Raw genomic sequence first — 11,816 nt, 5'->3', positions numbered from 1 at the left:
GCTTTCCAGGTTCCCGCTCTCGCGTTTCCCTTTCCGGCGATCCCGACTTTATCAGAACTTTCGCGCCGGTCTGACCGGCCTTCGCTTCCGATTCATCGGGGGGGCTTCTCTGAAAATCGACGTTTCCAAGAAGCAGGTAGATGTTCACTGCACCCCTGTGGACTGGGTCCACCTCCGGGCAACTGTTTGAATCTACCTCCCCACCCGCTCCGTGTCAACGGCTCCGGCGAGGCGAAGAGGAGACTAGCAGCTCAGCGGACGTTCACGCACATCAAGCGGCCGTCGGCACGCCGGCGCTTCGCTCGTCTGCCACGACGTCACCCGTTTCGCCGGTGCGCACGGCACGGCCGCCGAGGACGTAGACGTAGGCCAGGAAGGCCAGCTCGGCGACGATCCCGATGCCTATGCGGGCCCAGGTGGGCAGGCCGGAGGGGGTGACGAAGCCTTCGATGGCGCCGGAGACGAGGAGGACCAGGGCCAGGCCGATCGCCATGCCCACGGCCGCACGGCCCTCCTCCGCGAGAGCCGTGCGGCGGGTGCGCGGGCCCGGGTCGATGAGGGTCCAGCCCAGGCGGAGGCCCGTGCCGGCGGCGACGAAGACCGCGGTCAGCTCGAGCAGGCCGTGCGGGAGGACGAGGCCGAGGAACGTGTCGAGCCGTCCGGCCGAGGACATCAGCCCGATGCCGACGCCGAGATTGAGCATGTTCTCGAAGAGGATCCACAGGACCGGCAGTCCCAGGAAGACGCCGAGGACCAGGCACATGGCCGCGGCCTGGGCGTTGTTCGTCCACACCTGGGCGGCGAAGGCCGCCGCGGGGTGGCTGGAGTAGTACGTCTCGTACTCGCCGCCTGGGCGGGTGAGCTGCCGTAGCTCACTGGGGGCCGCGATCGTGGACTGCACCTCGGGATGAGTGCCGATCCACCATCCGAGGAGTGCCGCGACGACGGTGCAGACGACGGCCGTGGGTACCCACCAGTGGCGTGCCCGGTACACCGCCGCGGGGAAGCCCTCCAGAAGGAAACGGGTGACGTCGCGCCATGACGCTCGACGGGTTCCCGTCATGGTGCTGCGCGCGCGTGCCACGAGCTGGCTGAGCCGGCCGGTCAGCTGGGGGTCCGGGGCGCTGGACCGGATCAGGGAGAGGTGGGTGGCGGCGCGTTGGTAGAGGGCGACGAGTTCGTCGGCCTCCGTGCCGGTGAGGCGGCCCCGGCGGCGGAGCAGGGCTTCGAGGCGATCCCACTCGGCTCGGTGGGCGGAGACGAAGACGTCCAGGTCCATCGGGTCTGCCTGCTCCTCGGCTGGTTGTTCGACTGCCCGTCGGATGCGTCAGCTTGTCGTACTGCGGCGCGATTGCCCACAGCTTGGCAGACTGGCCGTCTCCAAGGCGGGCCAGGGGAAGGCGGCGGGCGTGAGTGAGCTGGTGACGGGTGAGGCGGTGGCGCTGGAATTGCGCCCTGCGAGGCTGCCCAGCAGGGCACTGGCCGTCCTGCTCGACCTCGCCGTGGCGGTGGCGGCCTACGTGGTGGTGAGCATCGGTCTGGTCACCGCCACGGCGTCGCTGGACGAGGCGGCGCAGATCGCGCTGTCGATCGCCACCTTCCTGCTGGTTCTGGTCGGCGGGCCGATCGCGGTGGAGACGCTCAGCCATGGGCGGTCGCTCGGGAAACTGGCGTGCGGGCTGCGTGTCGTCAGGGACGACGGTGGGCCGATCCGGTTCCGGCACGCGCTGGTGCGCGGGGCGATCGGCGTGGTGGAGATTCTGATGACGTTCGGGGTCGTCGCCTGTATCGCCTCCCTCGTTTCCGGCCGCGGCCGTCGGCTGGGTGACGTCTTCGCGGGCACCCTCGTGGTTCGGGAACGGGTACCGGCCGGGCAGGCGTCCTTCGTGCCTCCGCCGCCGCCCTGGCTGGCCGGGCGGTTCTCGGCCTTGGACCTGTCGGCGGTGCCCGACGGGCTGTGGCTCGCGATCCGGCAGTACCTGACGCGCATGCGGCAGCTGGATCCACAGGTCGGCTCGGGTATGGCGGAACGGCTCGCCGTCGATCTCTCGGCCCGCACGGGGGCTCCGGTGCCTCCCGGGGTTCCGCCGGCCATGTATCTGGCGGCGGTGCTGCAGGAGCGGCAGGTCCGAGAGGCCCGGCGGGCCTTCGGGAACGGCACGGCGGCGGGCGGGCCGGACGCCCAGGCCTCTCCCATGCCCCAGGCGTCCGCTCCCGCGCCCCAGGCGCCCGCCGACCCCGCACCACCGGCGTCGGCCTTTCCCGCCCCGCAGGCGCCTGCCCCTTCCGCGCCGCGGCCCGAGCCGGCCCGTGAGGACAGGCCTGCCACCGGGTTTGTGCCTCCCGCCTAGGGCGGTCCGCTCGCCGGCGCTCGGTGTCGGTTCGGGAGCCGAGGTCAGGCGGTGAAGACGGAGGGCGGTGACTGGAGGTCCTCGAGCTCGATGCCGGGGGCCGCCAGGACCACGTCGCCGGCGATGTGGACGGTGTGCTGCTCGCCTGTGTCCAGGGCTGTGACCTGGTATTCGTCCACGGTCAGAGGGGCGTTGTCAGTGGCGTGTGCTTCTCTTTTCACCAGGGCCCAGGACTGGTCCACGGTGCGGGGGGCGAGGACCGGTTCCGTGAAGGTGACCAGGCGTACGCGGGTCGCGGAGGCCGAGGAGGTGAGCCGGAGGAGACGGGTGGTGGCGATGAGGAACGCGGGGGACGTGCCGGTGAAGGCGTGGGCGCGCACATTGCCTTCGGTGGCATGGGTTGCGGTGGGGTCGGTGCGGACCCAGGTGACGCCGTCCAGGGCAGCACCGCGCACCTGCCAGCCGCCCGCGTGGAGTTCCATGCGGAGGGGGCGGCCGAGTTCGTCGAGGGCGAGGTCGACGGAGCCGCGGTGATCGCCCGAGGGCGTGGTGATCCGGGAGACGTAGCGCCAGCCGGAGGGGCCGGGGGCGCACTGGAAGTGCTCTTCACCGAGGGGGGTGTGATCGTGCGGATCGTGGAGCGAATAACGGCCGCGGGGCATGGGGTTCCTGGGGCTTGACGGGTCGGTCCGGCAAAGGGGCAGGCCCCCGGCACGGGGGTGCGGGGGCCTGCCTCAAAGGACCTGGGTGAGACGCGGGTGCGGCTCGGTGGTCGGTCAGTAGCGGTAGTGGTCCGCCTTGAACGGGCCGTCGACGTCCACACCGATGTACGCGGCCTGCTCCGGGCGCAGCTTGGTGAGCTTGACGCCGAGGGCGTCGAGGTGGAGGCGGGCGACCTTCTCGTCCAGGTGCTTGGGCAGGACGTAGACGCCGGTGGGGTAGGCGTCGGGCTTGGTGAACAGCTCGATCTGGGCCAGCGTCTGGTCCGCGAAGGAGTTGGACATCACGAACGAGGGGTGGCCGGTGGCGTTGCCCAGGTTCAGCAGGCGGCCCTCGGACAGCACGATGATCTTCTTGCCGTCGGGGAAGGTCCAGGTGTGGACCTGCGGCTTGACCTCGTCCTTGACGATGCCGGGGACCTTGGCGAGGCCGGCCATGTCGATCTCGTTGTCGAAGTGGCCGATGTTGCCCACGATCGCCTGGTGCTTCATCTTCGCCATGTCCGACGCGAGGATGATGTCCTTGTTGCCGGTGGTGGTGACGAAGATGTCCGCGGTCTCGACGACCTCGTCCAGGGTGGTGACCTGGTAGCCGTCCATCGCCGCCTGGAGCGCGCAGATCGGGTCGATCTCGGTGATGATCACGCGGGCGCCCTGTCCGCGCAGGGACTCCGCGCAGCCCTTGCCCACATCGCCGTAGCCGCAGACGACGGCGGTCTTGCCGCCGATCAGGACGTCGGTGGCGCGGTTGATGCCGTCGACCAGGGAGTGGCGGCAGCCGTACTTGTTGTCGAACTTCGACTTGGTCACCGAGTCGTTGACGTTGATCGCCGGGAAGAGGAGGGTGCCGTCGCGCTGCATCTCGTACAGGCGGTGGACGCCGGTCGTGGTCTCCTCCGTCACACCGCGGATCTCGGAGGCCAGCTGGGTCCACTTCTGCGGGTTCTCACCCAGCGTGCGGGTCAGCAGCTGGAGGATGACGCGGTGCTCCTCGGACTCGGCGGTGTCGACCGAGGGGACCTTGCCGTCCTTCTCGTACTCGACACCCTTGTGGACGAGGAGGGTGGCGTCGCCGCCGTCGTCCAGGATCATGTTCGGGCCGCCGGTGGGGCTGTCCGGCCAGCTCAGCGCCTGCTCCGTGCACCACCAGTACTCCTGAAGCGTCTCGCCCTTCCAGGCGAAGACGGGGATGCCCTGGGGGTTGTCCGGAGTGCCGTTCGGGCCGACGGCGATGGCGGCGGCCGCGTGGTCCTGGGTGGAGAAGATGTTGCAGGACGCCCAGCGCACCCGCGCGCCCAGGGCGACGAGGGTCTCGATGAGGACGGCGGTCTGCACGGTCATGTGCAGGGAGCCGGTGATCCGGGCGCCGGCCAGCGGCTGCTTCTCGGCGTACTCCTCGCGGATCGCCATCAGGCCCGGCATCTCGTGCTCGGCGAGAGAGATCTCCTTGCGGCCGAACTCGGCCAGAGACAGGTCCGCGACCTTGAAGTCCTGTCGGTTCTCGACAGTCGTCATTGCGAGCTGCTCCTCGGGGTTGGGTCGAGGTGGATACGGCTGATCTGCGCGGCGGCGGACACAGGGGTGCCCGAAGAGGACACAGGCATGCCCGGTGCGCGCAGCGCAGTCCGTCGGAGGCCCTCTCTCCCTCGGCCGGCCCCACGTGGGGCCGCCCGACCGCCATCAGCAGCGACGTCTGGCTCGGTCCCAAGCTACACCGCGGAGCCGGGCGACCCCAGTCCGCCTCCGGACGGATCCAGCCGTTCGCGGGACGCCGGGAAGACGGACGGGGCCCGCCGATGCCGAGGATCGGCGGGCCCGTGACGGTTCGCGGTGGTGTGCTCAGTGGCCGGGGGCGGGGTGCGGGGTCGGTCCGCCCGGGGTGGCCTCCGGGTCCGCGCCCCTGGCCGCTTCGGTCTCGCTGTAGATGTCGGGTTCGAGGTAGATGACGCGGGCGATGGGGACGGCGGAGCGGATACGGGCCTCGGCGGCGTCGATGGCGGCGGCGACCTCGGCGGCCGTGTTGTCGTGCCGGACGGCGATCTTGGCGGCGACGAGCAGTTCCTCGGGGCCGAGGTGGAGGGTGCGCATGTGGATGACGCGGGTGACGGTGTCGCCGTCGACCATGGCGGTCTCGATCTGCTGGACCACGTCGGCGCCGGCGGCCTCACCGAGCAGCAGCGACTTGGTCTCGGCCGCCAGGACGAGGGCGATGAGGACGAGCAGGACACCGATGCAGACGGTGCCGATGCCGTCCCAGACGCCGTTGCCGGTGAGCAGGGCGAGTCCGACGCCGAGGAGGGCGAGGACGAGACCGATCAGGGCGCCGAAGTCCTCCAGGAGGACGACCGGCAGCTCGGGCGCCTTGGCGCGGCGGACGAACTGCGCCCAGGACAGCCCGCCCCGCAGCGCGTTGGACTCCTTGATGGCCGTGCGGAAGGAGAAGCCCTCGGCGATGACCGCGAAGACGAGGACGCCCACCGGCCAGTACCAGTGCTCCAGTTCGTGCGGGTGGCTGATCTTCTCGTAGCCCTCGTAGATGGCGAACATGCCGCCGACGGAGAACAGCACGATGGAGACGAGGAAGGCGTAGATGTAGCGCTCGCGGCCGTAGCCGAAAGGGTGCTGCGGGGTCGCGGCCCGCTGTGCCTTCTTGCCGCCGACCAGCAGCAGGAACTGGTTGCCGGAGTCGGCGACCGAGTGCACGCCCTCGGCGAGCATCGACGACGAGCCGCTGAAGGCGAAGGCCACGAACTTCGATACCGCGATCGCGAGATTGGCGCCGAGTGCCGCCACGATCGCCCTGGTGCCGCCTGACGCGCTCATGTGTTCGCGTTTTCCCTTCGCCCTCGTACCGGCTCTTCGCCCTCGTACCGGCTCTTCGCCCTCGTACTGGCTCTTCGCCCTCGTGCCGGCCTTTGCCCGTCCTTTGCCGGTGGGTCATTGTTGCAGCCCGGTCCGGCCGCGATACGTCAGGTCACCACAAGCAGGGCCGTATGCGGGGTCAGACGACGACCGTGGCCCGGAAGACGGTGCCGGCCCCGGACACCTCGGCCTTTTCTCCCGCCGGGACGAACACCGACTGCCCGGCGGTCAGCTCGTGCTCGCCGGCGTGCACGGAGCCGGCGGTGCAGAGCAGGATCTGCGGGGTGCGCAGGGTGAGGTCGTGGGCGGTGGTGCCCTCGGGCAGGACGTAGCGGGAGAGGCGGAACTCGTCGATGGGGGTCTCGTAGACCTCCTCGCCGTCCGGGGCGGCCTCGGGGCGCAGTACGCCGGGGTCGCCCGCCTCGAAGCGGACGACGCGCAGGAGTTCGGGGACGTCCACGTGCTTGGGGGTCAGGCCGCAGCGCAGGACGTTGTCGGAGTTGGCCATGATCTCCACCCCCAGGCCGCTGAGGTAGGCGTGCGGGATGCCGGCGCCGAGGAAGAGGGCCTCGCCGGGCTGCAGGCGGACGTGGTTGAGGAGTATCGCGGCCAGCACTCCCGGGTCGCCGGGGTAGTGGTGGGCGATGCCGGCGTAGGGGGCGTGGTCGCCGCCGAGGCGGGCGCAGGCGGCCGCGGCCTCGGTGACGGTGTGGGCGATCTCCTCGCGGTCGGCGGTGAGGATCGCGGTGAGGACCTCGCGCAGGGCGGCCTCTTCGGGGTGGGCGTGCAGCAGGTCGACGTACGGCTTGAGGGAGTCGACGTCGAGGGCGGCGAGCAGGCCGGCGGCCTCGTCCGGCGCGCGGAAGCCGCACAGGCCGTCGAACTCGGTGAGTGCGCAGATCAGTTCGGGCTTGTGGTTGGCGTCCTTGTAGTTGCGCTGCGGGGCGTCGACGGGGATCTGGCGGCGCTCCTCGTCGACGTAACCCTCCTGGGCCTGCCGGAGGTCGGGGTGGACCTGGAGGGAGAGGGGGGCGCCGGCGGCGAGGATCTTGAGCAGGAAGGGCAGGTGCGGGCCGAACTTCGCGACGGCCTCGGCACCCAGTTCGCGCTTCGGGTCGGACTCGATGACCTCGACCAGGGTGCCGCGCGTGGTGCGCGAGGGCGCGCCCGGGTGGGCGCCCATCCACATCTCCGCCTGCGGCTCACCGCTCGGTTCGACGCCGAGCAGCTGCGGGATGGCGGTGGTGGACCCCCAGGCGTAGGGGCGGATGGTGTTGTCGAGGCGGTCCATGCGCTTCTCTCTGCGGTTGTTGTCGGGGCTCGGGGCGCCCGGCAGCGGACGCCCGGTGCCCAGGTCAGGCCCTGGAGGCGAGCGACAGGTAAACGGCGGCGAAATCCGTGACGGCGATCAGTTCCGCGAGGGTCTCGATCTCGCCGCCGGGCTCCGGCTCGAGCTCGCTGATCGGCGTCTCGTGGCTGAGGGCCAGGTCCCGGGCGGCGGGAGCGGCGGTGAGCTCGCTGAGCGGACGGTCCCGGAGCAGGACCACGCGCGCGTGCAGCGCGGGCGGTTCCTCGACGCGGTCGCGGAAGAAGTCGCCGGGGTCGGCGCTGGCGGCCAGCGGGCCGGCGAGCAGGGCGTTGTGCGCGGCGAGCGCTTCGGGCAGTTCGGCGACGAGGGCGGGGATGCCGGACAGTTCGGCGAGTCCGGCGGCGAACCTGCGGCCGGCGGGCCCGGCGGCGAGGCCCTCGGTCCAGATCAGCGGCAGCGCGTCGGTGAGTTCGGCCGCGAGGGTCTTGGCCGGGTTGCTGTAGGCGGCGATGGCGGGTCCGCAGCGCTCGGCGATGTGGTCGAGCCGGTCGGCGGCGGCATGCAGGGCGTCGGGCGCGGCGGTGACGAGGCCGACCCGGTCCAGGAGCGCGAGCAGCGGGGTGAGCAGCGCCCAGAAGACTCCGGGGGCGGATCCGGCGAGGGGTTCGCCGTGGTCGTAGGGGGCCGTCGCCATGGGGACGAACAGGCCGTGGGCGCCCTCGACGGCCTCGGCGAGGGGAGTGTGGGCCGGGGCGACGGCGACGACCGTGCAGCCTCGGCGGTAGGCCTGGTCGGCGAGCAGGGCCAGGCTGGGTTCGGTGCCGTCCGGGGTGGCGATCAGCAGCAGGTCGACGGAGCCGGTCCAGCCGGGCAGTTCCCAGCGCAGCGCGCCGGAGGCGGAGGCGACGCCGGTGGGGGCCAGCCGGATGACCGGGCTGCCGCCGCCGGCGAGGGTGCCGAGCAGGTCGGCGGCGTGGGTGGCGGCGGCGCCCGGGCCGGCGATCAGCACGGCGCGGGGGCGGCCGTCGGGTTTGAGGTCGCCCACGCCGGCCTCGGCGGCGTGCCGGGCGGCGGTGCGGATCCGGGCACCGGCCTCGGCGGCACCGCGGAGCAGGCCGCGGTGGTCGGCCCGGGCGAGTGCCTCCGGGTCGTCGAGCAGCGATTCGTCGAGCATGGGCGGCAGCCTCCGATCGGGCTCCGAGCGCCGGGGCGCTGGGGCGCCAGGACGTCGAGTCGTCGGACGTCGGGACGTCGAGTCGTCGGGATGGTGGGACGTCAGGACGGTGGGACGCCGGGCCGCCCGGTCGTCGAAGAGTCGGTCACGTCATCGGTCACGCGGGGCGGCTCGCCGGGTCGTCCGTCACTCGGGGCGGCGCGCCTCGTCGACGAGCAGGACGGGGATGCCGTCGCGGACGGGGTAGGCCAGGCCGCAGCCCTGACCGGTGCAGATCAGCTCCGTGTCCTGCTCCTTGAGGGGGGCGTGGCAGGCCGGGCAGGCGAGGATCTCCAGGAGGCCGGCTTCGAGCGGCATGGGTGTTCCCTCCGGGGCGTAGGGGGGCGTGTGCGGTTGTACGGACGTGCCTGGTCAGACTACCGCCGGTGGGGGCGCGGTGACGGAGTCGGCCGGGGCCGTACGGCGGCGGACGGCCCCGGCGGTCGCCTGTCAGCCCCGGATGATCCTCAGGGCTTCGTCGCGGACCTCGGCCATCGTGGCCGCGTCCTTCGCCTCGGCGTTCAGGCGGAGCAACGGTTCGGTGTTCGAGGGACGGACGTTGAACCACCAGTCGGCGGCGGTGACGGTCAGTCCGTCGAGTTCGTCCAGGGTCACGTCCTCGCGGTCGGCGTAGGCGGCCTTGAGCGCGGTGAGGCGGGCCGCCTGGTCGGCGACCGTGGAATTGATCTCGCCGGAGCCGGTGTAGCGGTCGTACTGGGCCACCAGCGCCGACAGGGGGCCGTCCTGGCCACCCAGGGCCGCCAGGACGTGCAGGGCGGCCAGCATGCCCGTGTCGGCGTTCCAGAAGTCCTTGAAGTAGTAGTGCGCGGAGTGCTCGCCGCCGAAGATCGCGCCCGTCCGCGCCATCTCGGCCTTGATGAAGGAGTGGCCCACCCGGGTGCGCACCGGGGTGCCGCCGTTCTCCTCGACCACCTCCGGGACCGACCAGGAGGTGATGAGGTTGTGGATGATCACGCCCCGGCCGCCGTGCCGGGCCAGTTCGCGGGCGGCGACCAGCGCGGTGACGGCGGACGGGGAGACCGGCTCGCCGTGCTCGTCGACCACGAAGCAGCGGTCGGCGTCGCCGTCGAAGGCCAGGCCGAGGTCGGCGCCCTCCTCGCGGACCCGCTTCTGCAGGTCGACGAGGTTCGCCGGGTCCAGCGGGTTCGCCTCGTGGTTGGGGAAGGTGCCGTCGAGTTCGAAGTACATCGGGACGAGGTCGACGGGCAGGCCTGCCAGGACCGTGGGGACGGTGTGGCCGCCCATGCCGTTGCCCGCGTCGACGACGGCCTTCAGGGGGCGGATGGCGGAGACGTCGACGAGGGAGCGCAGATGGGCCGCGTAGTCCTCCAACGTGTCGCGCCGTGTGATCGTTCCCGCCTGGGCGGCCGGTTCGGGGGCGCCCGACTCGCTCCACCGTTCGACCAGTTCGCGGATCTCGGTCAGGCCCGAATCCTGGCCGACGGGCGCCGCGCCCGCGCGGCACATCTTGATGCCGTTGTACTGCGCCGGGTTGTGCGAGGCGGTGAACATGGCGCCCGGCAGGCCGAGCGCGCCCGAGGCGTAGTAGAGCTGGTCCGTCGAGCACAGGCCGATCTCGGTGACGTCGACGCCGAGCCGTGCGGCACCGCGCGCGAAGGCATGGGCCAGGCCGGGCGAGGAAGGCCTCATGTCGTGTCCGGTCACGATGGCGTTCGCGCCGGTCACCCGGGCGAAGGCCGCCCCGAAGAGTTCGGCGAGCGACTCGTCCCACTGGTCCGGGACCACACCGCGCACGTCGTACGCCTTCACGATCTGCGACAGATCAGCAGCCACGGCCAACCCTTCTGGAGTCCAATCGGTCACCACAAACTACCCGTCCCTGGCGGTGGAGCCGACGCGTGAGGGGCGGCGCGGGCGTACTGCTGGATGAGCACGGGCCTGCTGCTGGGGCGGCTCGGAAGCACCGGCGGGACAACTCGGAAGGACGGGCGAGCCGTTGGGCCGGGCCCTCGGCCCGCCTGGTGCCTCCGGCCCGCCTGGTGGGCGCGCCTCGGCTCACGCGGTGGTGAACGGTTTTGTCAGTTGTCCGGTGACCGGAGCACCCTCAGGTGACCGCGGCGCGCGACCTCCATCGGGTCCGCCCCGCGCGCTCCACCGCCACCGGCCTGCGCCGCCCGCTCCTGGGGGCGGGCCGCCTCGCGCACCGCGTTGGCAAGCGCTTCCAGGTCGTCGCCGCTGGGGCGGGCGGGCGCCGAACCGTCGAGCAGTCGTACGACCTCCCAGCCGCGGGGGGCGGTGAGGCGCTCGGAGTGCTCGGCGCACAGGTCGTAGCAGTGGGGTTCGGCGTAGGTGGCGAGCGGGCCGAGGACAGCGGTCGAGTCGGCGTAGACGTACGTCAGCGTCGCTACGGCGGGACGGCCGCAAGCGGTGCGCGAACAGCGACGTACAGGGCTCACGACGTTGGACGGTACCGCACTCTTGAGCGGGCCGCGACGACTCTCCACCAGGTCACCCCACCGTGTCGTACTGTGAAACGCCCCACACGTCCCTTCCGACACGCCTCGCTGACCTGCACAGACGGCCGAGAAAACGATCTCTGGCGACCCTTGTTCCGGTCACGACTGGGTACAAACACCGTCAATCGCCTTGAGATCGACGGTCTCGGAGAGATACGGAATCGAGCCAGGCTTGGCCGGAATCGGTATCAAGTGACCAGTCGTCGTGACCGGTATGACCAGTCGTCGTCATCCGTGTGACCAGTGATCGTGACCCGCGATCGTGACCTGCGATCGCGCGGGCGGCACGGTGTCCGGGATGTGCCCGGCGTGCCGCGCCGGGCCGGGCGTGATCAGGCGGCGGGGACTACGCTTCAGCAGTGATGGACAACCGTGTACCGCCCCGCTCCGCCGGCCCCGGGCCCCGACGACGTGATCGCCACGGCCGGGGCATGCGCGGCCCGATCGCACCGCCCCAGGTGCCGCTCGCCGCGAGCCGTGCCGAGGCGTTCGCGGACCTGGTGCAGGACTCCGTGGATCGTCTGGAGCGGCGCTGGCCGCAGCTGGCCGACATCGATTTCCTCGTGCTGGAGGTGCCGCGACTGGACGGGCCCGCTCAGTCCTGGAGCGACGAGCCGGTGCCGCTCGGGGGCACCATGCCCGCGCGGGACGGCCGCCGGGCGCGGGTGGTCGTCTACCGGCGGCCGGTGGAGATCCGCAGCAAGGGGCGTGACGAGCGGGCCGCCCTGGTGCACGAGATCGTGGTCGAGCAGGTGGCCGAGCTGCTCGGGCTGACACCGGAGACGGTGGATCCCCGGTACGGGGAGGACTGAGGCGGGGTCCGAATCGGGGTCGGTGCTCAGAGGCTTCCGCTCAGGGCTCGCG

The 11,816-nt window shown here is 71.7% G+C and carries 11 protein-coding genes; 2 read left to right on the top strand and 9 right to left on the bottom strand.

Features of this window, described 5'->3' with window-relative positions; all coding sequences use genetic code 11:
* Nucleotides 1-271: 271 nt before the first annotated feature.
* Nucleotides 272-1,279: a stage II sporulation protein M gene (locus R2S09_RS24800; protein ID WP_316743316.1), complete on the bottom strand. Its 1,008-nt coding sequence runs from the start codon at nt 1,277-1,279 to the stop codon at nt 272-274.
* A 130-nt stretch (nt 1,280-1,409) separates the two neighbouring features.
* Between R2S09_RS24800 and R2S09_RS24795 the strand changes: the two genes are divergently transcribed.
* Complete coding sequence (locus R2S09_RS24795) at nt 1,410-2,351, top strand: RDD family protein (protein WP_316743313.1); 942 nt, start codon at nt 1,410-1,412, stop codon at nt 2,349-2,351.
* A 44-nt stretch (nt 2,352-2,395) separates the two neighbouring features.
* Here R2S09_RS24795 and R2S09_RS24790 read toward each other — a convergent pair whose 3' ends face one another.
* From R2S09_RS24790 to R2S09_RS24755, 8 genes are all read right to left on the bottom strand, one after another.
* A complete protein-coding gene (locus tag R2S09_RS24790) occupies nt 2,396-3,013 on the bottom strand; it encodes a hypothetical protein (protein WP_306186090.1) in 618 nt (205 codons plus the stop codon).
* 114 nt (nt 3,014-3,127) lie between these two features.
* A complete protein-coding gene (gene ahcY / locus R2S09_RS24785) occupies nt 3,128-4,585 on the bottom strand; it encodes an adenosylhomocysteinase (protein WP_306186088.1) in 1,458 nt (485 codons plus the stop codon).
* 324 nt (nt 4,586-4,909) lie between these two features.
* Nucleotides 4,910-5,893, bottom strand: coding sequence for a cation diffusion facilitator family transporter (locus tag R2S09_RS24780; protein WP_306186086.1), 984 nt, complete (start codon nt 5,891-5,893; stop codon nt 4,910-4,912).
* 178 nt (nt 5,894-6,071) lie between these two features.
* Nucleotides 6,072-7,223, bottom strand: a complete 1,152-nt coding sequence (gene manA / locus R2S09_RS24775; protein WP_316743311.1) for a mannose-6-phosphate isomerase, class I — start codon at nt 7,221-7,223, stop codon at nt 6,072-6,074.
* A gap of 64 nt (nt 7,224-7,287) precedes the next feature.
* Complete coding sequence (locus tag R2S09_RS24770; RefSeq protein ID WP_306186082.1) at nt 7,288-8,415, bottom strand: SIS domain-containing protein; 1,128 nt, start codon at nt 8,413-8,415, stop codon at nt 7,288-7,290.
* Nucleotides 8,416-8,601: 186 nt separating this feature from the next.
* Entirely contained in the window at nt 8,602-8,772 is a 171-nt protein-coding gene (locus tag R2S09_RS24765) for a Trm112 family protein (protein ID WP_078917501.1), read from the bottom strand.
* A 132-nt stretch (nt 8,773-8,904) separates the two neighbouring features.
* Nucleotides 8,905-10,269: a phosphomannomutase/phosphoglucomutase gene (locus R2S09_RS24760; RefSeq protein WP_316743307.1), complete on the bottom strand. Its 1,365-nt coding sequence runs from the start codon at nt 10,267-10,269 to the stop codon at nt 8,905-8,907.
* A 245-nt stretch (nt 10,270-10,514) separates the two neighbouring features.
* Nucleotides 10,515-10,940: a DUF3499 domain-containing protein gene (locus tag R2S09_RS24755; RefSeq protein WP_030182488.1), complete on the bottom strand. Its 426-nt coding sequence runs from the start codon at nt 10,938-10,940 to the stop codon at nt 10,515-10,517.
* 374 nt (nt 10,941-11,314) lie between these two features.
* Between R2S09_RS24755 and R2S09_RS24750 the strand changes: the two genes are divergently transcribed.
* Complete coding sequence (locus R2S09_RS24750; RefSeq protein ID WP_306186077.1) at nt 11,315-11,764, top strand: metallopeptidase family protein; 450 nt, start codon at nt 11,315-11,317, stop codon at nt 11,762-11,764.
* The last annotated feature ends 52 nt before the right edge of the window (nt 11,765-11,816 follow it).

This window comes from Streptomyces sp. MK7 (assembly GCF_032658145.1).
Lineage (GTDB): Bacteria > Actinomycetota > Actinomycetes > Streptomycetales > Streptomycetaceae > Streptomyces > Streptomyces spiralis.
This window is presented reverse-complemented; position numbering and strand designations above follow the sequence as displayed.